The sequence below is a fragment of the Actinomadura hibisca NBRC 15177 genome, assembly GCF_001552635.1.
Taxonomy (GTDB): Bacteria; Actinomycetota; Actinomycetes; order Streptosporangiales; family Streptosporangiaceae; genus Spirillospora; species Spirillospora hibisca.
In genome coordinates, this window is the sequence record NZ_BCRO01000049.1 from 23,809 (window position 1) to 46,003 (window position 22,195).

17 protein-coding genes are annotated in these 22,195 nt (G+C 73.0%); 6 read left to right on the plus strand and 11 right to left on the minus strand.

Features of this window, described 5'->3' with window-relative positions:
- Positions 1-62: 62 nt before the first annotated feature.
- Both AH6_RS23520 and AH6_RS23525 read left to right on the plus strand, forming a co-directional pair.
- Entirely contained in the window at positions 63-1,199 is a 1,137-nt protein-coding gene (locus tag AH6_RS23520; protein ID WP_067483537.1) for a DUF1972 domain-containing protein, read from the plus strand.
- A gap of 154 nt (positions 1,200-1,353) precedes the next feature.
- The gene (locus AH6_RS23525) at positions 1,354-2,184 is read left to right on the plus strand and encodes a protein kinase family protein (protein WP_169807898.1); all 831 of its coding nucleotides are present in this window, start codon (positions 1,354-1,356) and stop codon (positions 2,182-2,184) included.
- A gap of 74 nt (positions 2,185-2,258) precedes the next feature.
- Here AH6_RS23525 and AH6_RS23530 read toward each other — a convergent pair whose 3' ends face one another.
- Complete coding sequence (locus AH6_RS23530; protein ID WP_157431656.1) at positions 2,259-3,893, minus strand: PQQ-binding-like beta-propeller repeat protein; 1,635 nt, start codon at positions 3,891-3,893, stop codon at positions 2,259-2,261.
- A 184-nt stretch (positions 3,894-4,077) separates the two neighbouring features.
- Positions 4,078-7,329: a LamG-like jellyroll fold domain-containing protein gene (locus AH6_RS46040; protein WP_067483427.1), complete on the minus strand. Its 3,252-nt coding sequence runs from the start codon at positions 7,327-7,329 to the stop codon at positions 4,078-4,080.
- Positions 7,330-7,626: 297 nt separating this feature from the next.
- On the opposite strand from AH6_RS46040, the gene AH6_RS23540 reads away from it, so the two are divergent.
- Positions 7,627-8,214 (plus strand): hypothetical protein, encoded by a 588-nt coding sequence (locus AH6_RS23540; RefSeq protein WP_067483429.1) that lies wholly within the window; start codon positions 7,627-7,629, stop codon positions 8,212-8,214.
- Between the two features lie 103 nt (positions 8,215-8,317).
- Positions 8,318-10,198, plus strand: a complete 1,881-nt coding sequence (locus AH6_RS23545; RefSeq protein ID WP_067483431.1) for a right-handed parallel beta-helix repeat-containing protein — start codon at positions 8,318-8,320, stop codon at positions 10,196-10,198.
- A gap of 68 nt (positions 10,199-10,266) precedes the next feature.
- On the opposite strand, the gene AH6_RS23550 is transcribed toward AH6_RS23545, so the two are convergent.
- A complete protein-coding gene (locus tag AH6_RS23550; RefSeq protein ID WP_067483434.1) occupies positions 10,267-11,175 on the minus strand; it encodes a sulfotransferase in 909 nt (302 codons plus the stop codon).
- 68 nt (positions 11,176-11,243) lie between these two features.
- On the opposite strand from AH6_RS23550, the gene AH6_RS23555 reads away from it, so the two are divergent.
- Positions 11,244-12,593 (plus strand): O-antigen ligase family protein, encoded by a 1,350-nt coding sequence (locus tag AH6_RS23555; RefSeq protein ID WP_067483436.1) that lies wholly within the window; start codon positions 11,244-11,246, stop codon positions 12,591-12,593.
- Here AH6_RS23555 and AH6_RS23560 read toward each other — a convergent pair.
- A complete protein-coding gene (locus AH6_RS23560) occupies positions 12,540-13,628 on the minus strand; it encodes a hypothetical protein (RefSeq protein ID WP_067483438.1) in 1,089 nt (362 codons plus the stop codon). The two genes, AH6_RS23555 and AH6_RS23560, sit on opposite strands and share 54 nt — an antisense overlap.
- A 45-nt stretch (positions 13,629-13,673) precedes the next feature.
- Between AH6_RS23560 and rfbC the strand changes: the two genes are divergently transcribed.
- Positions 13,674-14,261 (plus strand): dTDP-4-dehydrorhamnose 3,5-epimerase, encoded by a 588-nt coding sequence (rfbC, locus tag AH6_RS23565; RefSeq protein ID WP_067483440.1) that lies wholly within the window; start codon positions 13,674-13,676, stop codon positions 14,259-14,261.
- Here rfbC and rfbD read toward each other — a convergent pair.
- From rfbD to AH6_RS23600, 7 genes are all read right to left on the minus strand, one after another.
- Positions 14,246-15,100 carry a dTDP-4-dehydrorhamnose reductase gene (rfbD, locus tag AH6_RS23570; protein ID WP_169807899.1) on the minus strand — a complete coding sequence of 285 codons (855 nt, stop codon included), beginning with the start codon at positions 15,098-15,100 and terminating at the stop codon, positions 14,246-14,248. The genes rfbC and rfbD overlap by 16 nt on opposite strands.
- Positions 15,097-16,080, minus strand: a complete 984-nt coding sequence (gene rfbB / locus AH6_RS23575; protein ID WP_067483442.1) for a dTDP-glucose 4,6-dehydratase — start codon at positions 16,078-16,080, stop codon at positions 15,097-15,099. The genes rfbD and rfbB overlap by 4 nt, the downstream gene beginning before the upstream one ends.
- Positions 16,077-17,144: a glucose-1-phosphate thymidylyltransferase gene (locus AH6_RS23580; RefSeq protein WP_067483444.1), complete on the minus strand. Its 1,068-nt coding sequence runs from the start codon at positions 17,142-17,144 to the stop codon at positions 16,077-16,079. The genes rfbB and AH6_RS23580 overlap by 4 nt, the downstream gene beginning before the upstream one ends.
- A gap of 168 nt (positions 17,145-17,312) precedes the next feature.
- The gene (locus AH6_RS23585; protein WP_373861787.1) at positions 17,313-18,575 is read right to left on the minus strand and encodes a sulfate adenylyltransferase subunit 1; all 1,263 of its coding nucleotides are present in this window, start codon (positions 18,573-18,575) and stop codon (positions 17,313-17,315) included.
- A gap of 17 nt (positions 18,576-18,592) precedes the next feature.
- Positions 18,593-19,507, minus strand: coding sequence for a sulfate adenylyltransferase subunit CysD (gene cysD / locus AH6_RS23590; protein WP_067483454.1), 915 nt, complete (start codon positions 19,505-19,507; stop codon positions 18,593-18,595).
- A 104-nt stretch (positions 19,508-19,611) separates the two neighbouring features.
- Entirely contained in the window at positions 19,612-20,493 is an 882-nt protein-coding gene (locus tag AH6_RS23595) for a 3'(2'),5'-bisphosphate nucleotidase CysQ (protein WP_067483456.1), read from the minus strand.
- A 112-nt stretch (positions 20,494-20,605) separates the two neighbouring features.
- Entirely contained in the window at positions 20,606-22,084 is a 1,479-nt protein-coding gene (locus AH6_RS23600) for a sugar transferase (protein ID WP_067483542.1), read from the minus strand.
- Positions 22,085-22,195: the final 111 nt, after the last annotated feature.

The window sequence follows — 22,195 nt, forward strand, 5'->3', positions numbered from 1 at the left end:
ATCTGTGCCAATCATCAGTCGAGGGTTCGTGAAGGATCTGGGGGACATCGGTGCGCATCGCCATGGTAGGGACTCGCGGCGTCCCGGCGCGTTACGGCGGCTTCGAAACGGCGGTGGAGGAGATCGGCAAGCGCCTGGTGGCCGCCGGGCACGAGGTCACCGTGTACTGCCGGGGCGACAAGCACGCCGACGGCGAGTACCTCGGGATGCGGCTGGTCCACCTGCCCGCGATCGAGAAGAAGGTCGCCGAGACCCTCAGCCACACCGGGTTCTCCGTGCTGCACGCCTTCCGGGAGAAGATCGGCCGCGACGGCGCCGACGTCGCGCTGGTGTTCAACGCCGCCAACGCCCCGCTCCTGCCGGTGCTGCGCACGCTGCGCATCCCCGTCGCCACGCACGTGGACGGCCTGGAGTGGAAGCGCACCAAGTGGAGCGGCACCGGCCAGCGCTACTACCGCGCGGCCGAGGCGCTGGCGGTGCGCTGGTCGGACGCGCTGATCGCCGACGCGCGCGGCATCCAGGACTACTACCGCGAACGGTTCGGCGCGGAGTCGGTGTTCATCGCCTACGGCGCGCCGATCCTCGCCGAGACCGACACCGCCAAGCTGGCCGAGGCCGGGTACACGCCCGGCGGGTACCACCTGGTGGTGGCGCGGTTCGAGCCGGAGAACCACGTGCACCTGGCCGTGGAGGGCTACCGCCGCAGTAGCGCGACCAAGCCGCTGGTGGTGGTCGGGTCGGCGCCCTACGCCGACGAGTACACCGCCCGGCTGAAGGCGCTGGCCGGGGACGACCCGCGCATCACCTTCCTCGGCGGCGTGTGGGACCAGGACCTGCTGGACGCCCTGTACGCCGGAGCGCTCACCTACCTGCACGGGCACTCGGTGGGCGGCACCAACCCGTCGCTGCTGCGCGCGATGGGCGCGGGGGCCTCGGTGGTGGCCTACGACGTGAACTTCAACCGCGAGGTGCTGGGCGCGGAGGCGGGCCGCTTCTTCCATGACGCGGCCTCGCTGGCGGCCGAGGTCGAGGCGGCCGAGGCCGACCCGAGCGCCGCCGCCGACCGGGGCGAGGCGGCGCGCAAGCGGGCCGCCGAGCAGTACGTGTGGGACGACGTGGCCGCGGCGTACGAGCGGCTGTGCGAGGACCTGGCGGCGCGGCGGCTGACCCGCCGGACCGTCCGGCCGAGGAACAAGTAGGCGCGGCCGGTCCCGGCCCGCCGTCACGGCGGGCCGGGACCGGGCGGGCACGGGGGGCATTCGCATGACCACATTCGGACACAAGGACGACACAGGTCTCGATCCGCTACGCAGCGTGCTCATTCGGGCACGCATAGGCAGGGGGAATGTGCTGGTGCCTGCGGGCACCCGACGGGAGGCGCTGGCGGGGGTCGCGCTGCTGACCCGTTCGCGGCCCGCCGCCGTCGCCTGCCAGTGGTTGCTGTACCTGGCGGTGGCCGCGGCAGGGCCCAGGGCCGTCCCGGGGCCCCGCGCGCTCTGGGAACCGCCGGGCGGCGCGGCGGAATGGCGGGAGCTGGCGGCGCGGGTGGGGCCGTTCGACGCGCTGGCGGTCTACGAGCGCCCGCAGCGCTCACGGCAGGGCCTGGCGGCGGTGCTGCTGAACGGGGGACGGCCGCGCGGATTTCTCAAAGTGCGCGACGACCCGGCCGAACTGGACCGGGAGGAGCGCGCGATGGCGGCGTTCCCGGACGGCCGCGCCCCGGCGTTCCGGGTGCCGCGCGTCCTGGACCGGGGCGAGACGGCCGGACGGCACTGGATGTTGCTGGAGGCGATGCCGCCCCGGCCCGCGCGTCCGGCCCGCCACACCTGCGTGACGCGGGTCGCCGCCCAGGTGCAGGACCGTCTCGCGGCGGTCCTGCCGCGTCCCGCCGGGATCCCGGGGCACTGGCGGCCCATGCACGGTGACCTGACGATGTGGAACCTGCGCCGCTGCGGCGCCGGACTCCCCTGGTTGATCGACTGGGAGGACGCCGCCTGGGCCCCGCCCGAGGCCGACCCCGTCTACTACGCCGCCACCCGCGCCACCGTGCTGGACCGTCCGCCCGCCCGGGGCGGCCCGGCCGAGACCGTGGACTTCTGGCTGCGGCGAGTCGCGGCCCGGTCGGCGGGCGACGACGCGTCGTTCAACCGGCGGCTGGCCGGGGCGCTGCGCGCCATGCGCTGATCCCGCGCCGGTCTCGCGCTGAAACGCCGCGTGCCCTGGCGCGGAAGCGCCAGGGCACACGGATCGTGCCGGGATCAGCGGCCGGCCGCGCCGGAGGCGGGGCTGACGGTGACGTTGCCCAGCGGGTCGGTCACCTTGATCTTGTAGGTGTGCTGGCCCGCGGGCGGCGAGGCGTCCACGTAGCTCATGTTCGGCAGGCTCCAGAACGTGGAGTTCTGGTTGAGCGTGGCGATCGGGGTGGTGCCGCTGTCCCGCAGCACCTCGTACTTCAGCGCCGTGTTGTCCATGTCCCAGGTGGCCTTCCAGGACACCGTGATCCTCCTGGACAGCAGCGACTTGCGGGCCGAGGGCGCCGTCATCGCGACCGGGGCGGACTTGTTGGGGGCCTTCTCCCGGAGCGCGAACCGGACCAGGCCCTGCTGGGCCTTGCCGTTGACGCTGGGGAACTCGCCGCCCATCGCGATGTAGTCGCTGTTGCCCGTGACGGCCCAGGCGGCCTGGTACTGCTTGGTGAACGAGCCCATGGCCAGCGTCGGGAACCAGTGCAGCAGGCTCGGCACCGGCTGGCGCGAGTAGTTGCTGTTGGAGCCCGGCAGCGCCTTGTCGGTGCCGGTGGCGTAGCTGGTCTCGGCCAGCGCGCGGTGCCAGGTCGTCGGGCTGGTCTCGGGGAAGGCGCCCAGCGAGGAGCAGTCGTGGGCGTGCGAGACGCTGTAGACCGACTTGCCCTGCGCGAAGATGCCGTAGGTCGCGCCGTAGCAGTTGTCCAGCCACACCAGGTCGCCGTTGTCGGCCTTGGCGGCGAACCGGCCGTCGTACCAGTGGCCGCCCTCGCCGTTGGCCGCCCCGAAGACGGTGTCGCCCTGGACGAACAGGTCGGTGACGTAGGAGAAGTTGCTGCCCTGGCGGGTGGGCACCGGGCGGCTGGTCCAGGTGGCGAGCGCGCCGGTGCCGGTGTCGACCGCGCCGACGCCGACCTTGGCGGTGCCGTTCAGCTTCTGGAACTTGCCACCGATGATCACCCGCTCGCCGCCGGGGGCGACGGCCAGCGCCATCACCTCGTCGTCGTCGGCGGTGGGCTTCCAGGTGTCGACGTTGGTGCCGTCGGCGGCCTTCACCGCCGCCAGCCGCTGCCGCGACTTGCCGTTGACGTTGAAGAAGTTGCCGCCGAAGTAGACGGTGGAGTCGGTCGCGGCGATGCCCCGCACCTTGTTGGACACCTTGGGGGCGAAGTTCGCGACCAGGTCGCCGGTGGCGGTGTCGAACGCGGCCAGGCGGGTGCGCGGCTGCCCGTCCACGGTGGTGAACTCGCCGCCGACGTACACGCGCTTGCCGTCCGGCGAGGCCACGACGCGCAGGCCCTGGCCGTCGAGGCTGTGGTCGAACGAGGTGACCAGCTCGCCGGTCAGCAGGTTGAACGCGAGGATGTTCTTGCGCGGCACCTCGCGGGCGTCGCCCGCCGCCGCGCCCGGCGGGCGCGCCTTGGTGAAGTTGCCCGTCGCGTAGACGATGTTCCCGACCGTGGTCATGCTCCACACCACGCCGTCGACCTGCCAGGTCGGCAGCGCGTCCGCGCTCACCGTGGCGGGCGTCCCGGTCGGCGGGCTGGTGTCGGCGCCGGCCGCTCCGAAGGGGACGAAGGCCGTTCCCACGAGCGCGGCGGCCGCGATGGTGCCCAGTCCCGCCCGCCTCCGGCGCGTCAGAGCTCTCACGTGTCGGTACCCCCTGCCCAGGATGCCCTCGGCGACCCCAGCGGCCACTCCGGTCAGGAGATGGTAATGGATGAGATCCCCTGTATCACGGGAAACAACTGGACATGTACACAAAAAATCGCCCCGCCGAGGTGGGAACCTCGACGGGGCGACGGGATCATGCCGCGAGCGGCCGTCCGAACGGCTACTGCAGGCGCAAGGCCTTCAGGTCGTCCACCCACACCGTGAGGGGGGCGTTGGTCGCGTTGGAGGCGACGTAGGTGCGCAGGCCGATCGCGCCCGCCTTCTGCAACGCGGCGGTGGAGTCGGTGGTGCTGATCTGCCAGCCCGGCTCGGCCGAACCGTTGTTGGGCCACACCTTGGCCTTGAGCGCGCTCGGCGACCCGCTGGCCTCCATGCGCATCCACATGCCCGCGCCCGCCTTGTAGGTCACGCCGGGCAGCACCTTCTCGGTGCCGAGCATGGTCTCCTTGCCGGCCGCGTCGGTGCGGCTGAACTGGAGGCCGACGCCGCCGGTGGGCAGGAACCGGGCGCGCGCCCGGTACTCGCCCGCGCCGGGGACCTTGCGGCCGACCAGCCAGATCGCGACGCCGTTGCCGGTGGTGAGCTTGTTGACCGCGACCTTCACCTTCACGTCGCTGTAGCCCGACGACACGGCGTTCAGCGAGGCCGCCGCCGTGGTGCCCTTGGCGCTGTGCAGGATCGAGGCGTTGGAGCCGCCGACCGCCAGCGCCTGGCCGGTGCCCAGCGGGGTCCACGCGCCGCCGGTGTCGGCGCTGCCCCAGCCGCCGGTGACCTTGCGGGTGAAGGTGTCGGCCGCCAGGTTCTGCGTCCGGACCGTGACGACCTTGGTGGTCTCGGCCGCCGCGCCGGTGTTGTCGGTGACCGTCAGCTTGACCGTCTGGTTCCCGGCCGCCGCGTAGGTGTGCGACGGCTTGGCGCCGGTGCCGGTCTTGCCGTCGCCGAAGTCCCACGCGTAGGCGGCGACGGAGCCGTCGGGGTCGGCCGACGCCGAGGCGTCGAAGGTGCACGCCTCCCAGGTGCAGGACGCCTCGAAGGCGGCCGTGGGCGGCTGGTTGGGGGTGGTCGCCCCGGTGCCGACGCCGTGGTGGCGCGCCACCTCGGTGCCCGACAGCGCCTTCGGGTAGACCGCGACCTCGTCCAGGGCGCCGTTCAGGTTGTCGCTGCCGGGACGGTCCGGCCAGCCGCCGAGGTTGTCGCCGCCGACGCGCCAGAAGCCCGGGTAGACCTGGCCGCCCTTGACGTCGGCGTCGGCGGCGGCCTGCTTGCCGTCGACGTACAACTTCATCCCGGCCTCGCCGCTGAGGGTGCCGACCACGTGGTGCCACTGGCCGTCGTTCAGCCCGGCGTCGCTGCGGACGGTCTTGGTGGCGCCCGGGTAGACGCCGAACACCGCGCGGCCGTCGTTGGTCAGGTAGAGCTGGCGGTCGTAGGAGGTGCTGGCGCCGGTGTTCCGGTTGCCGTAACCGATGATCTTGCCGCCGGACTTGCTGGTGGTCTTCACCCACGCCTCGACGCTGAAGTCGCGCGGGGTGCTGGCGGCGGCGCTGGAGGCGGTGCCCTCGGCGGTGCCGTCGAAGGCGGTGGCCTGGTCGGTGTCGCCCTTGATCGCGCCGGTCTGGCCGCGGGCCGCGCCGGAGGCCAGGGTCAGGTCGTTGGAGCCGGCGTAGTCGTAGGAGGCGGTGCCGCCGTCCTCGCCGAGCCGCCACAGGTGGTCGGCGCCGTCACCGTTGACCTCGTTCACGTAGGGGCCGGTGGTGCCGGCGCCCGCCGTGGCGGAGTCGGAGGCGGCGCTGGTGACCGTGTTCCCGGCGGCGTCCTTGGCCCGCACCTTGTAGGTGTGGGCGACGCCGGGCTGGGCGGTGCGGTCGAAGAACGCCAGGTTCGAGTGCTCCCAGAAGGTGGACCTGCGCTCGACCACGCCGACCGGGGTGGTGCCGTTGTCGCGCAGCACCTCGTAGGTGAGGGCGTGGTTGTCCATGTCCCAGGTGGTGCGCCAGCCGACCCGGACGCCGCCGGGCAGGCTCCGCGCGGTGGGCGCGGTCAGCTCGGCGGCCTCGGGCCCGGTCTTGTTGGGCGCCCGGTTCTTCAGCGCGAACCGGACCAGGCCCTGCTGGGCCTTGCCGTTGACGCGCGGGAACTCGCCGCCCATCGCGACGTAGTCGCTGTTGCCCGTGACGGCCCAGGCCGCCTGGTTCTGCTTGGTGAACGAGCCCATCGCCAGGGTCGGGTACCAGTGCAGCAGGCTCGGGATCGGCTGCTTGTTGTAGTTGCTGCCCGCTCCCGGAGGCGCCTGGTCGGTGCCGGTGGGGTAGCTGGTCTCGGCCAGCGCGCGGTGCCAGGTCTGCGGTTTGGTCTCCGGGAAGGCGCCCAGCGAAGCGCAGTCGTGGGCGTGCGAGACGCTGTAGACCGACTTGCCCTGGGCGAAGATGCCGTAGGTCGCGCCGTAGCAGTTGTCCAGCCACACCAGGTCGCCGTTGTCGGCCTTGGCCGCGAACCGGCCGTCGAACCAGTGGCCGCCCTCACCGTCGGCGGAGGCGAACACCGTGTCGCCCTGGATGAACAGGTCGGTGACGTACGACAGGTTCATCTTGGCGGACTCGCGGGTGGGGATGGGCTTGCTCGTCCACAGCCGGGCCGCGCCGGTGGCGGCGTCGACCGCGCCGATGCCGACCTGCTGCGCGCCGTTGAGGTTCTGGAACTTGCCGCCGACCAGGACGCGCTCGTCGCCGGGGGCGATGGCCAGCGCCATCACCTCGTCGTCGACGACGGGCTTCCAGGTGTCGACGTTGGCGCCGTCGGCGGCCTTCACCGCCGCCAGCCGCTGCCGCGACTTGCCGTTGACGTTGAAGAAGTTGCCGCCCAGGTAGACCGTGGAGTTGGTCGCGGCGATGCCGCGGACCTTGGCCGAGACGGCGGGCTTGAAGCCGGCGACCAGGGCGCCGGTGGCGGTGTCGAACGCGGCGATGCGCTGGCGGGCCTGGCCGTCCACGGTGGTGAACTCGCCGCCCACGTACACGCGCTTGCCGTCCGGCGAGGCCACGACGCGCAGGCCCTGGCCGTCGAGGCTGTGGTTGAACGAGGTGACCAGCTCGCCGGTGGTGATGTCGAAGGCCAGCAGGTTCTTGCGCGCCACCTCGCGCGCGTCGCCCGCCTTGGCGCCCGGCGGCCGCGCCTTGGTGAAGTTGCCCGTCGCGTAGACGGTGCTGCCGACAGTGGTCATGCTCCACACCACGCCGTCGACCTGCCAGGTCGGCAGCGGGTCGGCGCTGACGGTGGGCGGCGTGCCCTCCGGCGGGTCGGTGTCGGCTCCCGCGGGGGCGATCGGCGGAACGGTCGCACCGAGCAGCAGGGTGGTCAGAGCGGTACCGGCGGCGACGGCGATCCGCCGGCGCGCTTGAGAAAGGACTCTCACAGGTTGAAGTTCCCTTTGGCGCTCAAATCCCGGCGTTCACTTTGTCACCGAGGCAAAGGAAGGTTAACCGATCCTTGACCCTGCCGACCGGCAAAGCCGGACCCTCACCGCCAACCCGCCGCCCATCACCGCCATCACCGCTCATCGCCGCTCATCACCGCCATCGCGTCCTTCAGGCCCTTCACGGCATTCACGGACCGTCCGCCCATCCCGGCTGTCTACACTGGCAACACTCCAGCTCGCCCGGCCCCGCCACCGGCGTCCCTGGCCCCCTGCGTCGATCGAGGAGAAGCCGTCATGCCCCACCCGGGAACGCGCCCGCCCCGGCACCTGGCGGTGACCGGCGCGGCACTGGCCCTCGTGCTGGCCCTCACCGGCTGCTCCGGCGAGAAGAAGAAGGCCGAGGACAAGCCCGGCCCGCCGCCCCCGGCGCCCAGCGCGCCGCCCGAGGCCGCCGCGACCGACGTGCCCGGCTCCACGGCGCTGAAGTCCTCGACCGGGCTGCGCAAGCCGGTCACCTACCCCGACAAGATCAGCGTGGCGGTGGCGGGCGTCCGCTCGGTGCGCAACAAGGCCAAGGGGCCCGGCGAGATCACCGGCAAGTCGCTGACGATCTTCACGCTGCGCTTCACCAACGGCTCGGGCGCGCCGCTGGACCTCAACCAGGTGCGGGTGGTCGCGCGGTACGGCGCCAAGAAGGCGCAGGCCAGCCCGACCTCCTACGGTAATCTGAACGACTTCTACGGCACCGTCGAGCCGGGCAAGAGCAGGTCGGCGTCCTACGCGTTCGACCTGCCCAGCGCCGGTTACAAGCAGGTCGTCCTGGGCGTCCGGTTCTCCGCCAAGCACCACACGGCCGTCTTCGCCGGGGCGGTCCAGCGCTAGACCGGTCCGGGTGCGGCCAGAGCAGGCCGGTGACCCGAGTGGCCGGACGGGCCTGAGATGGGTACGTTCTTGGTTGAGCGTCCCCAGGGCGAAGGGTCACGTCATGTCTCGCAACACGCACCGCGCGATGGTCGTCAGGGTCTTCGCCCTTCCCGTGGTCGCGGGAGTCGGCGTCCTCGGCCTGCAACTCCCCCACGAACCGGGGCGGCCGCCCGCCGCCGTCGCGCCGCAGGGCCCGCCCGGCGCGGCCACCGTGGGGACCGCGCGCTACCCCGTGCCCGACGACGCGGTCGTGGTGTCCCCGTCCGGCGACGACGGCGCGGACGGCACGCTCGACGAGCCGCTGCGCACCGTCGGCCGGGCCATTGCCAAGGCCCGCTCCAACGCCACGATCGTGCTGCGCGGCGGCGTCTACCACGAGACCGTGACCGTCCCCGGCGGCAAGAGGCTGACGATCCAGGCCCACCCCGGCGAGGCCGTCTGGTTCGACGGCAGCTCCCCGGTGACGCGGTGGGCGGCGCGCGACGGCCGGTGGGTCAGCGACGGCTGGACGGCCCGCTTCGACGCCAGCCCCACCTACACCGCCGGCGCGAAGGCGAGCGCCGACGACGACTTCCGGTTCGTCTCGCCCCAGTACCCGATGGCCGCCCACCCCGACCAGGTGTGGGTGGACGGCGTCGCCCAGCGGCAGGTCGGCTCGCGCGACCAGGTCGGGCACGGCGCGTTCTACGTGGACGAGGGCGCGCGGCAGCTGGTGCTGGGCGACGACCCCACCGGCAAGGACGTGCGGGCCAGCACGCTCAGCGAGGCGATCACCGTGCGCGGCGCGGGCTCGACGCTGCGCGGCCTGGGCGTGCGCCGGTACGCCACCAGCCTGCCGCAGATGGGCAGCGTCAAGATCGCCGCACCCGGCGTGACGGTGGAGCACGTGGCGATCACCGACTCGGCCACCACCGGGCTGAGCGTGCTGGCCGCCGGGGCCCGAATCCGGCACGTCACCACCGCGCGCGCCGGGATGCTCGGCATCCACGGCAACCACGCCGACGACCTGCGCGTCGAGCACTCCCGCAGCGCCCGCAACAACCTCGAACGCTTCAAGTACGCCCCGGTGTCGGGCGGCATCAAGATCACCCGGTCCCGGAAGGTCGCGGTCACCAACACCGTCGCCGCCGACAACCTGGGCAAGGGCGTCTGGATGGACGAGTCGGTCTACGACATCACGCTGACCGCCGACCGGATCGTCCGCAACGCCGACCACGGCGTCTCGCTGGAGCTCAGCGCCAAGGCGCTGGTGGCCGGCAACGTCATCCGCGGCAACGGCGGCGACGGACTGCGCCTCAACGGCACCTCCGACGCCCAGATCTGGAACAACACCCTGGCCAAGAACGGCCGCACCCTCCACCTGGTCCAGGACTCCCGCGACCCGCGCAACCCGGCCACGCCCGGCCGCGACCCGCGGCGCAAGACCCCCGACCCGGCGATGACCTGGCAGATCGGCAAGACCACGATCAGCAACAACGTGCTGGCCGACGCCCGCGAGGGCACGCCCTGCCTGCTGTGCGTGGAGGACCACACGCACCGGCGCAGCGCCGCGCAGATGGACATCACCGCCAACGGCAACCTCTACGTCCGGCCCGACTCGACCTCCCCGCGCACCCTGGTCGTGTGGTCGAGGGGCGCGGGCGACCCCGCGACCTTCCCCGACCTCGGCGAGTTCCGGTCGGCCACCGGGCAGGAGGGGGCCGGGCAGGCGCGCGACGCCCGGCACGCGGCCGGGGCCGACGGCGCCCTCGACCGCGTGGTGCTGGCGGAGGCGCAGAGCGCGGCCCGCCCGCTGCCCGCCTGGATCGCCGAGGTGCTCGGCAAGCCCGTCGACAGCCGGCACATGGGCGCCTGGGGCCCCATGACGCTGCCCGAGCAGCCGCAGCCCGCCCCCTCGCCCTCCCCCGCCGCCACGCCCTCGGCGCCCGCCCACCGGCCCTAGGGACGGCCGGGGCTCGGGCGCTGGCGCTTGCTCAGGCTGCTCAGGCGCTGCTCAGGGCCGTGCGCCGCTCAGGGCCGTGTCCAGGGGAAGGTGCGGCCGAGCAGCCGCTCCAGGTCGTCCTGGAACGGCGCGTAGTGCTCGGCCAGCCTCCGCCGGGTCGTCGGGGCCAGCTCCTGGCTCGGCGCGGCGTTCCACACCCGGCGGGCCGAGGCGGGCAGCGGCGCGGGCGGCAGGCCGAGGAACGCCGCGACCTCGTCGCAGGCCGCCTGCGGGTCGGCGTAGAACTCCTCGGCGGCCAGCACGTGCGTCCGCTCCACTGGGAAGTGCTCCAGCCAGCGCCGCAGGTGCGGGGCGTACTCGCCCTGCGCCCGGTAGGACAGCTGCTCGTGGGCGTAGCTGCGGTACCCCGGCCGCGAGACGATCAGCTCGCGCTCGCCCGCCAGCCGCTCGTCCTCGGCCGCCAGGGCGTCCTCGAAGGTCTCCAGCGGCTCGGCGTGCTGCCTGCGGCGCTCCCGGTAGTGGGAGAAGGCCCGCTCCACCGGGTCGCGCAGGATCAGCAGGATGCGGGCGTTCGGGACGTCCCGCCCGGCCCGCCCCGCCGCCAGCGGGTGGAACAGGTAGTACGGCGACCCCTCCCCCACAGCGACGGGCCCGCCCAGCCTCCGTTGGGCCGCGCGGCGGGCGGCGGCGGTCGGGAAGTGCGAGCGGTACCAGGCCGCGCCCCGGTCGTAGTGGGAGTCGAAGTAGTGCACGCCCTTGGTGTCGTTGGCCTTGGGCAGCCACCGCGCCCTGGGGAACAGCGGCAGCACCGCCGGATGCGCCAGCAGCGTGTAGTACAGCGACGTCGAGCCGCCGCGCTTGGCCCCGATGAGCAGGAAGTCCGGGCCGGGCCGGAACCCCGCCGTCGCCGTCCCGTAGCGGCGCACCGCCGCGCGGCCCGCCGTGATCAACGTGCGGGGCGGCATCCCTCGATTCATCCGTGACAGCGTAGGTTCCCCCCAAGGTCCGTATCCTGTGTTCCGTTCTTCCCAGCACAGGAGCCCCCATGACCTCCACGGGCATGTTCCCCCGCCCGGTCCTGTTCCCCCGGCGGCGCCCGCCCGCGCCCTCGGCCGGCTGGTGGGCCTACGTGCTGCCGCTCGCCCTCATGCTGGCCAGCGACTACAAGCTGCGCAGCCGGGACGTGGACCAGACCGTCGGCGGCAGCGCCGACCTGACCGTGCTGGTGGAGATCGCCGTCTACGGCGCGGCGGCGCTGTACCTGGTGCACCGGTTCGGGCTGCGGCCCCCCACCCGCAAGATCACCGGGCTGCTCACGGCCGCCTGGGCGTTCGCCGGGTACGTGGCGATGTCGGCGGCCTGGTCGCCGTTCAAGGCGCTCGGCCTGGTCCGCGGCGCGCAACTGCTGGTCACCATGCTGGTGATGCACATGGTGGCGACGCGCGCCACGCCCGCCGACCTGCGGCGGCTCGCGCACGCCTTCATCGGGGTCGTGGTGGTCTCGGTCGCGATCGGCGTCGCCCACCCGTTCCCGCGCACCCACCGCACCGAGGACCGGTTCAACTGGCTGTTCGTGCACCCGGTCATCGCCGGCGTCTACCTCGGCGTCGCGGTGCTGCTGACGGTGGGCTTCCTGATCCGCCAGGCCGACCGCGACCACCGGCTGTGGCATCCGGGCGTCTACGCGGGCGTGCTGCTGCTGCTGACCGGGGCGCTGGTGGCGACCGGCACCCGCGGCGCGGCCCTGGGCTGCGCGGCCGGGCTGTTCGTGCTGCTGGCCACCGCGCGCGGCCCGCGCGGCCGGGTCGACGTGGCGGTGCTCGGCGCGGCCGTGGCGGCGCTGGGCGCCCTGGCGTTCTCCGACAAGATCATGGCGTTCGTGGCGCGCGGCGAGTCCGCCGAGAAGCTCGCCTCGCTCAACTCCCGCACCGACCTGTGGACGCTGGCGATGCGGGCCTACGCGGAGGAACCGATCTTCGGCCGGGGGCTGGGGGCCTCGCGCGGGCTGTTCCTGGAGGACATCGGCCTCGGCGGCGGCCACAACGCGTTCATCAACGCCCTGGTGGACAACGGCACGGTCGGCGCGGCCGCGTTCGCCGCGCTGCTGCTGACCCTGGGGTTCGTGCTCCTGCTGCTGACCCGGCACCGGGCGTTGCGGCCCGACGCCGGGATGTTGCTGGGCCTGCTCGGCTTCTTCCTGGTGGACAGCATCACCACCGAGGGCCTGGCCGCCCCCGCCAACGTGTCGGGGATCTGGCTGCTGGTCCTGGTGGCCTGGACCGAGACGTTGCGCCGCCAGGGCGCCGCGCCGCCCGACCTGTACGGCGCGTCGGCCGTCCCGTCAGCCGTCCCGGCGGCGGCCCCGCAGGTAGAAGCCGCCGCCCAGCAGCCCTAGCAGCCCGAGGCCCGCCAGCGCGCCGGTGCCGATCAGGCCGCCGGGCAGGCCGTCGCCGACCGGGTAGGACACCGGGCGGCTGCGCTCGGTCAGCGCTACCGTCGAACTCGGCCGCGGCCTGCCCGCCTTCGCCCCGGCGGGCAGCGCGACCGCCCGGAACATGGGCCGGGCGCCCGTGTCGGCCAGCAGCGCCCGCCGCCCGTCGGCCGAGACGCCGAACGCCGGGCCCGGGTTCGCGGCCCCGGCGGCGGCGCCCGCGGCGTCGAGCCGGATCACGTGCGTGACCTGCTCGCGGACGCCGCTCAGCACCCGGAGCGCGTCCGGGGCGCGCAGCACGACGCGCCCGTCCCGGGTGAACGCGCCGCCGCGCACCGCGAACGGCAGCCGCCGGATGCGGGTCAGCACGTTGTCCAGCCCCGGGTTCAGCACGGCGGGCAGCGCGTACACCGCCGCCGACGTGCTGGCCCGGGTGACGATGTAGAGCCGGCCCTCGCGCTGGTCGGCCATCAGCGTCCCGGCCTCGTGCGGGCCGTCGGGGAAGCCGACCTTGAAGGGCTGGGCGGCCAGCCTGCCGTCGGCGGGCCGCGCGGGCTCGGGGATGCGGTACAGGCTGAGGACGCCGCGCCCGGAGCGCGCCTCGGCCAGGTCGGCGAGGACCAGCGTGCCCGCCCCGTTCTCGCCCTTGACGATCGTCAGGGCGTCCCAGCGGCGGGCCCCGGTCACGGTGTAGGTCGCCCGGACGCGCCCGTCCGCGCCGAGCGCGACCAGCCGGGGGCGGGCGGAGCGGCCGTCGAACGACCACCAGACGGACGGGTCGGCGACACCGTGCACCAGCGCGCGGGGCTGGGGCAGGCGCGCGTCGGCGCGGAACGCCGGCTGGGGGGCGGGCGAGGTCGTGACGGCCGGCCGGGGCGTCGGGGCGGACGCGGTGGTGGACACGGCGGCGTGCGCGGGCAGGGTGGGCATGACGGTCAGCGCCGCGATGGCCAGGGTGGTGACCGCGGGGTGCCACGGTCGGTCATGGACGACTTTCACAGCGTTATCCCCCCTCTTCAGTGAAGCTGTGGCATTCTTGCGCATGTGGACCCACTCGGCATCAAAGGTGCTTTTTTGTTCTCGCCCCGTATCCACGGGGACCAGCGCGGCTCGTTCCACGAGTGGTTCCGGGCGGACGTGCTGGCCGAGCACGTCGGGCACCGGCTGAACCTGGCCCAGGCGAACTGCTCGGTCTCGGCCCGCGGCGCGCTGCGCGGCGTGCACTTCGCCGACGTGCCGCCCGGCCAGGCCAAGTACGTCGCCTGCGTGCGCGGCGCGATCCTGGACGTGGTCGTGGACCTGCGCGTCGGCTCCCCCGACTTCGGCCGGTGGGAGGCGGTCCGCCTGGACGACCGCAACCGCCGCTGCCTCTACATCGCCGAGGGGCTCGGCCACGCCTTCCTGGCCCTGGAGGACGACTCCACCGTCGTCTACCTGTGCTCGGAGGGCTACGCCCCCGGACGCGAGCACGGGGTGCACCCCCTCGACCCCGAGCTGGGCATCGAATGGCCCGCCGAGATCGAGCCGACCCTGTCGGCCAAGGACGCCGACGCGCCGTCGCTGGCCGAGGCCCGCACGGCCGGGCTGCTCCCCGACTACCAGCAGTGCCTGGACTTCTACGCCAAGCTGTAGCCCAGCTCGGGCCAGGCGGCGTGCAGGGCCGCGCGCCAGTCGCGCATCGGCGGCAGGCCCGCCGCCGCCCAGCGGTCGTGCCCCAGCACGCTGAACGCGGGCCGTGCCGCCGGGCGCGGGAACCGGTCGGAGGTGGTGGGGCGCACCCGCTCGGGGTCCTGCCCGAGCAGGCCGAACACCTCCTGGGCCAGGCCGCGCCAGCTCGTGCGGCCGCCGTTGGTGCCGTGGTAGACGCCCGGCGCGGCCCCGGAGGCGGCCAGCAGGATGATCTGCTCGGCCAGGTCGCCGGTCCAGGTCGGCTGCCCGACCTGGTCGTCCACCACGTCCAGGGTGTCGCGCTCGCCCGCCAGCCGCACCATGGTGGCGACGAAGTTGGGGCCGTGCGCGCCGTACAACCAGGCGGTGCGGACGACGTAGCCGCGGCCGGTCGCGAGAACCGCCCGCTCCCCCGCCAGCTTGGTGCGGCCGTAGGCGTTGACCGGGCCGGTGGGGGCGTCCTCGGCGTAGGGGCCGGCGGCCCCCGTGCCGTCGAAGACGTAGTCGGTGGAGATCTGGACGAGGGTGGCGTCGCCGCAGGCCTCGGCGAGGTTCGCCACGGCGGTGCCGTTGAGGGCGAGCGCCTCGTCCTCGTGCGCCTCGGCGTCGTCCACGGCCGTCCAGGCGGCGCAGTTCACCACAGTGGCGGGGCGGTGCTCGCGCAGCACGGCGCGCACGGCGTCGGCGTCGCGGAGGTCGAGGTCGGCGCGGGTCGGCGCGACCACGTCCTCGCCGCGGGCGCGCAGGCGCGCGACCAGGTCGGTGCCGAGCATCCCCCCGGCACCGGTGACGAGCCAGGTCACCGGGCGTCCTCGGCGCGCTTCTTGAGCGGCTCCCACCAGGCGCGGTTGGCCTCGTACCAGCGGACGGTCCCGGCGAGACCCTCCTCGAAGCCGACGGTCGGCGCGTACCCGAGGGCGCGCAGCTTGCCGTCGGCCAGGGAGTAGCGGCGGTCGTGGCCCTTGCGGTCGGCGACGCGCTCGACCCGGTCCCAGTCCGCGCCCAGGGCGTCCAGCAGCCGCCGCGTCAGCTCCAGGTTGGTCAGCTCGGCGGTGCCCGCGATGTGGTAGACCTCGCCCGGCTCGCCGCGCTCGGCCGCGACCTGGATGCCCCGGCAGTGGTCGGCGACGTGGATCCAGTCGCGCACGTTGCCGCCGTCGCCGTAGAGCGGCACGGTGCGGCCGTCCATCAGGTTGGTGGCGAACAGCGGGATGACCTTCTCGGGGTACTGGTAGGGGCCGTAGTTGTTGCCGCAGCGGGTGATGCTGACCGGCAGGCCGTGGGTGCGCGCGTACGCCCGGACGATCATGTCGCCGCCGGCCTTGGCCGCCGAGTAGGGCGAGTTGGGCGCCAGCGGCGCGTCCTCGTCCCAGGAGCCGGCGTCGATGCTGCCGTACACCTCGTCGGTGGACACCTGCACCACGCGCGGCGTCCCCGCGTCCAGGCACGCCTGCATGAGGGTCTGCACGCCGAGCACGTTGGTGCGCACGAACTCGCCCGCGCTGGCGATCGACCGGTCCACGTGCGACTCGGCCGCGAAGTTCAGCACCACGTCGTGGCCGGGCACCAGCTCCGCCAGCAGATCGGCGTCGCAGATGTCGCCGTGCACGAACGCGAAGCGGCCCTCGACCGGCTCCAGGTTGGCCAGGTTGCCGGCGTAGGTGAGGCGGTCGAGCACGGTGACCTCGGCGCCCGCCCACGCGGGGTAGGCGCCCGAGACCAGCTCGCGGACGTAGTGGGACCCGATGAAACCGGCGCCGCCGGTGACGAGGACGCGCGTCATTTGCTGATCTGCACTTTGCTGTGGTCTCCCAGGACGAGTCGGTGGGCGCGCGGGACGCGCGGGGCGGGGGTGACCTCCGCCTCCCGGCCGATCAGCGACACCTCGATGCGGCCGACGCCGTCGATGGAGGCGCCGCGCAGCACGATCGAGTACTCGACCTCGCTGTCGATGATCCGGCAGTCGCGGTCGATGGAGGTGAACGGGCCGAGGTAGGAGTCGCGCACCACCGAGCCGGCGCCGACGATCACCGGGCCGACGATCCGGGAGGCGGTCACGGTCGCGCCCGCCTCCACCACCACCCGGCCGATCAGCTCGCTGGACTCGTCCACCTCGCCGGCCACGTGCGGCTCGACGCCCTCCAGCACCAGCCGGTTGACCTCCAGCATGTCGGTGACGTTGCCGGTGTCCTTCCAGTAGCCGGTGATGACGGTGGACTCCACCCGGCGGCCCTCGTCGATCAGGCACTGGATGGCGTCGGTGATCTCCAGCTCGTCCCGCCAGGACGGCTTGAGCCCCGCCACGGCCCGGTGCACGGCCGGGCTGAAGATGTAGACCCCGACCAGCGCCAGGTCGCTCTTGGGGTGCTCGGGCTTCTCCTCCAGGCCGACCACGCGCCCGGCGGCGTCCAGCTCGGCGACGCCGAAGGCGCGCGGGTCGGAGACGCGGGTCAGCATGATCTGCGCCTGCGGGCGCTCGGCGCGGAACCGGTCGACCAGGTCGTCGATGCCGCCGACGACGAAGTTGTCGCCCAGGTACATCACGAAGTCGTCCTCGCCCAGGAACTCGCGGGCGATCAGCACCGCGTGGGCCAGGCCCCGGGGGGCGTCCTGCGGCAGGTAGGTGACCTCCAGGCCGAAGGCCGAGCCGTCGCCGACGGCCGCCCGGATCTCGGCGGCGGTGTCGCCGACGACGATCCCGACCTCGCGGATGCCGGCGTCGCGGATGGCCTCCAGGCCGTAGAACAGCACCGGCTTGTTGGCCACCGGCACGAGCTGCTTGGCCGAGGTGTGGGTGATGGGGCGCAGGCGCGACCCGGCCCCGCCCGCCAGCACGAGCGCCTTCACGAGGCCGTCTCAGGCGACGGGCCCGGGGGGACGAGCTGGTTCAAAGGGACTCCAGAGGTGCCAGTGAGTCAATTCGCCTTTGACATTACCGGCACCGGACGGCCGATACTGCCAAACCGCCCTGGTGAGCCCCGGTGGGCCCGGGGTGAACCGCCCGTCCCCCGCGTGCTACTTCGCCCCAGTGATCATCCCCGCCGCCACCGTGTTGTTGGTGGCCTCGTCGATCAGGATGAAGCCGCCGGTCAGCCGGTTGCGGCCGTAGTCGTCGACGAACAGCGGCTGGGTGACCCGCAGCGAGATGCGGCCGATCTCGTTCAGGCCGAGGGCGGTCGCCTGCTCGTCGCGGTGCAGGGTGTTGACGTCCAGCCGGTAGTTCAGGTCCTTCACCATCGCCTTGGCGGTGCGGGTGGTGTGCTTCAGGACCAGCTTCATGCGCGGGGCGAGCGGCCGGTCGGGGGTCATCCAGCACACCATGGCGTCCAGGTCCTGGGCGACCTCGGGCCGGTTGTGCGGCCGGGCGATCATGTCGCCCCGGGAGATGTCGATCTCGTCGGCCAGCCGCAGCGTCACCGACATCGGCGCGTACGCCTCCTCGACCGGCCCGGCCGGGCCGTCGATGTGGGTGATGGTGGTGGTGAGGCCGGACGGCAGGTGCACCACCTCGTCGCCCGGCTTGAGCACCCCGCCCGCGACCTGGCCCGCGTAGCCCCGGTAGTCGTGCAGCTCGGGGTCGGTGGAGGCGTGCGGGCGGATCACGTACTGCACCGGGAACCGCACGTCGATCAGGTTGCGGTCGGAGGCGATGTGCACGTGCTCCAGGTGGTGCAGCAGCGAGGAGCCCTCGTACCAGGGCATGTTCACCGACCGCTCCACCACGTTGTCGCCGTGCAGCGCCGACAGCGGGATGAAGGTCAGGTCGGTGATCTCCAGCTTGGAGGCGAACGCGGTGAACTCGTCCACGATCCGCTCGTAGACGGCCCGGTCGTAGTCCACCAGGTCCATCTTGTTGATCGCGACCACCAGGTGCGGCACCTTCAGCAGCGTGGTGAGGAAGGCGTGCCGCCGGGACTGCTCCAGGATGCCCTTGCGCGCGTCCACCAGGATGATCGCGAGGTCGGCGGTGGAGGCGCCGGTGACCATGTTGCGGGTGTACTGGATGTGCCCGGGGGTGTCGGCGATGATGAACTTGCGGCGCGGCGTCGCGAAGTAGCGGTAGGCCACGTCGATGGTGATGCCCTGCTCGCGCTCGGCCCGCAGGCCGTCGGTGAGCAGCGCGAGGTTGGTGTACTCCTCGCCGCGGTCGGCGCTGGTGCGCTCCACCGACTCCAGCTGGTCCTCGAAGATCGACTTGGAGTCGAACAGCAGGCGGCCGATCAGCGTGGACTTGCCGTCGTCCACGCTGCCCGCCGTGGCGAACCGCAGGATGTCCATGTTCTTCGGGTTGGACATTAGAAGTAGCCCTCCTTCTTGCGGTCCTCCATGGCGGCCTCGCTGGCCCGGTCGTCGGCGCGGGTCTGGCCGCGCTCGGTGACGCGCGTGGCCGCGATCTCCTCGATCACCTCGTCCAGCGTGGCGGCGGTGGACTTCACCGCGCCGGTGCAGGAGGCGTCGCCGACGGTGCGGTAGCGCACCGTCGCCTCGAACGCGGGCTCGTCGTCGCCGCGGTTGGCGTACTCGATGTCGGCCAGCAGCATGCCGTCGCGCTCGAACACCCGGCGGTTGTGCGCGAAGTAGATCGGCGGCAGCTCCAGCTCCTCGCGCCGGATGTAGTCCCAGATGTCCAGCTCGGTCCAGTTGGACAGCGGGAACACCCGGACGTGCTCGCCCTGCCTGATCTTGGTGTTGTACAGGTTCCACAGCTCGGGCCGCTGGTTCTTGGGGTCCCACTGGCCGAACTCGTCGCGGAAGGACACCACGCGCTCCTTGGCGCGGGCCTTCTCCTCGTCGCGGCGCGCGCCGCCGAACGCGGCGTCGAAGCGGTGCTCCTCGATCGCGTCGAGCAGCGTGGTGGTCTGGAGGCGGTTGCGCGAGGCGCGCCGCCCGGTCTCCTCCACCACGCGGCCCTGGTCGATCGACTCCTGCACGGAGGCGACCACCAGGCGCAGGCCCAGCTCGGCGACGCGGCGGTCGCGGTAGTCGATGACCTCGGGGAAGTTGTGCCCGGTGTCGACGTGCATGACCGGGAACGGGATCGGCGCCGGCCAGAACGCCTTCTGGGCGAGGCGCAACATGACGATGCTGTCCTTGCCGCCGGAGAACAGCAGGACGGGCCGCTCGAACTCGGCGGCCACCTCGCGGATGATGTGGATCGACTCGGCTTCGAGGACGTCCAACTGGGACAGAAGGTAATCGCAGCGCTGCATGGTCTGGGGCTCTCTCCACGCTGTTGGGCAGATGCACCGGCACGGGCGCTGGGCACGGGCCCGCGCCCACCGGTCTGGGCGTCGTTCTGGCGGCCGGGCGGCCGCTAGGGACAGCCCGGCAGAGCGTCGCTCACGTCCCGGATGCCGGTCAGCAGCGTCGATGCCGACACGGGATGGCACACCAGGATATCCGGCAGCCTGGGGTCGCTCCGGTTATAGGCCAGCGGCGAGCCGTCGATGCGGGAGGCGTGCGCGCCCGCCGCGAGGGCGACGGCCGCCGGGGCGGCCGAGTCCCACTCGTACTGGCCCCCGGCATGGACGTAGGCGTCCACCTCGCCCAGCAGCACCGCCGAGATCTTCGCGCCCGCCGAGCCGATCGGCACCAGCTCGACGTCCAGGTCGAGACGTTCGGCGAGCTTCTGTACGAACTCCGGCGGCCGGGTGCGGCTGACGGCGATCCGCAGGCGGCCGGGGTCGGGCGCGGGGGCCTTCAGCACCGACTCGCGTGAGGCGGTGACCGTCACCGCGCCGCCGAGCGCGGCGGTGCGCAGGGTGCGGCCCTGGGCGGGCAGCGCGACCGCGCCCGCCGTCAGGCGGCCCTTCTCCCACAGCGCCACGTGCACGGCCCAGTCGCGGCGGCCCTCCTCGGAGAACTCGCGGGTGCCGTCCAGCGGGTCGACGATCCAGACCCGGTCGGCCGACAGGCGGTCGGCGTCGGCGGTGTTGGCGGTGGGCGCGGCGGCGCCGCGGGCGGCCACCGAGGCCGCGACGGAGGCGCGGCCCTCCTCCGACAGGATCGCGTCGCCGGGACAGCGCTCGGCCAGGGCGGCCATCAGGTACTCGTGCGACCGCAGGTCGCCGGTGTCCTTGAGGGCCTTCGCGTCGGCGAAGCCCTCCCGCTCCCGAACCTCCAGCAGCAGCCGGCCCGCCGCCGCGGCGAGCTCGCCCGCCAGCGCGTGGTCGTCCACCACCGCGATCTCTGTCATTCGTCCGCCCGTAATCCCGACTCGGCTGATCTGTTGGGTCTACATTCTCACGGCCGCGCGCGGACCGGGAGCGGGACGGGGGTATGTGGGTGTTCTCGCGGCCGTCGCGGCGCTAGTACGCGCCCGAGCCGCGGAACACCGCCGACCAGGTCTTCCACATGATCTGCAGGTCCAGCGCCAGCGACCAGTTGTCCACGTACCGCAGGTCCAGCCGCACCGACTCGTCCCAGGTCAGGTCGGACCGGCCGCTCACCTGCCACAACCCCGTCAGGCCGGGCTTGACCACCAGCCGACGGTACACGTCCCCGCCGTACTGGGCGACCTCTTCGGGCAGCGGCGGGCGCGGGCCGACCAGCGACATGTCGCCGCGCACCACGTTGAGCAGCTGCGGCAGCTCGTCCACCGAGTAGCGGCGCAACCAGCGGCCGATCGGGGTGACGCGCGGGTCGTGCCGGATCTTGAACAGGGCGCCGTCGTGCTCGTTGTCGACCATCAGCTCGACCTTGCGGGCCTCGGCGTCCACCACCATCGTGCGGAACTTGTAGACGGTGAACTCCCCGCCGTCGCGGCCGACGCGGGTCTGCCGGAACAACACCGGGCCCCGGTCGGTCACCTTGATCAGCACCGCCACCGCCAGCAGCAGCGGGCTCAGCACCAGCAGCCCCGCCAGCGCGCCGGTCCGGTCGAACAGGCCCTTGAGCACCTTGCGGGCGCCCGCCAGCTCGGGGTGCTCCACGTGCAGCAGCGGCAGGCCCGACACCGGCCGGATCGAGATGCGCGGACCGGTCACGTCCATCAGCGCGGGCGCCACCACCAGTTCGATGTCGTCGCGCTCGATCTGCCAGGCCAGGCGGCGCAGCGCCACCCCGTCCATCTCCGGACAGGCCAGCACCGCGACCGAGTCGGCGCCGATCTGCCCGACCGCCGACGCGGCCTGCGCGAAGTCGCCCAGCACCGGCACGCCCTCGACCTCGTCGACCGCGTCGTCACCGCTGGCCAGCACCGGCGGCAGGCACACCCCGACGATGTCCATGCCGTGGTAGCGCTTCTCCCGCAGCAGCCGGATCAGGTCGGCGACGGCCGCGCGGTGCCCGACCGCCAGCACCCGCCGCATGTAGTGGCCGTTCCAGCGCTTGCGGTGCAGCCACTTGCGCAGCCGGTAGCGGGCGACCAGGTTCAGGAAGGTGCCCAGCGGCAGCGCCATCATCACGTAACCGCGGGCCACCTCGACCTTGAGGGCGTAGGAGACGATCGCCACCGACGCGGTGAGGATGAACCCCGCCCGCAGCACCCGGTGGAACTCCTCGTAGCCGACCCCGATGTAGCGTGGCTGGTAGGCCCGGCACAGCAGCAGGGTGAGCAGCCACAACACCGGCAGCAGCGCGGTAAAGGCGACGTAGGGGAAGGTGGGGTGGTCGGGGATGCCGGGGAAGCGCACCATCAGCGCCACCAGCCCGGCCAGCGCCATGCTGCCCAGGTCCAGCAGCCGCGCGAGCCGCCGGTAGGTGCCGGTCCAGTTCTGGGATCCGGCGACCGGTCCGGCCGTCTCGGCCGGCGTCTCGACCGATAGCAGCCTGTCCACCGTCGTCATGAACTCCTCACCCACCTCTGTCGGGCTCGGACACCCCGTAATGCATGTTTCATCACAAGGACGGTTGAATGCCGCCTGAGGTTCACATGTGACTTGAAACCCGTTTGTGAG

Excerpts from the sequence above, each read along its gene's own strand:
- AH6_RS23520 (WP_067483537.1), top strand. The coding sequence starts at position 63 with ATGGTAGGGACTCGCGGCGTCCCGGCGCGTTACGGCGGCTTCGAAACG.
- AH6_RS23550 (WP_067483434.1), bottom strand. The coding sequence starts at position 11,175 with ATGAATCGAGGGATGCCGCCCCGCACGTTGATCACGGCGGGCCGCGCG.
- AH6_RS23595 (WP_067483456.1), bottom strand. The coding sequence starts at position 20,493 with ATGACAGAGATCGCGGTGGTGGACGACCACGCGCTGGCGGGCGAGCTC.
- AH6_RS23555 (WP_067483436.1), top strand. The coding sequence starts at position 11,244 with ATGACCTCCACGGGCATGTTCCCCCGCCCGGTCCTGTTCCCCCGGCGG.
- AH6_RS23600 (WP_067483542.1), bottom strand. The coding sequence starts at position 22,084 with ATGACGACGGTGGACAGGCTGCTATCGGTCGAGACGCCGGCCGAGACG.
- AH6_RS23585 (WP_373861787.1), bottom strand. The coding sequence starts at position 18,575 with ATGGACATCCTGCGGTTCGCCACGGCGGGCAGCGTGGACGACGGCAAG.
- cysD (WP_067483454.1), bottom strand. The coding sequence starts at position 19,507 with ATGCAGCGCTGCGATTACCTTCTGTCCCAGTTGGACGTCCTCGAAGCC.
- AH6_RS23545 (WP_067483431.1), top strand. The coding sequence starts at position 8,318 with ATGTCTCGCAACACGCACCGCGCGATGGTCGTCAGGGTCTTCGCCCTT.
- AH6_RS23540 (WP_067483429.1), top strand. The coding sequence starts at position 7,627 with ATGCCCCACCCGGGAACGCGCCCGCCCCGGCACCTGGCGGTGACCGGC.
- rfbB (WP_067483442.1), bottom strand. The coding sequence starts at position 16,080 with ATGACGCGCGTCCTCGTCACCGGCGGCGCCGGTTTCATCGGGTCCCAC.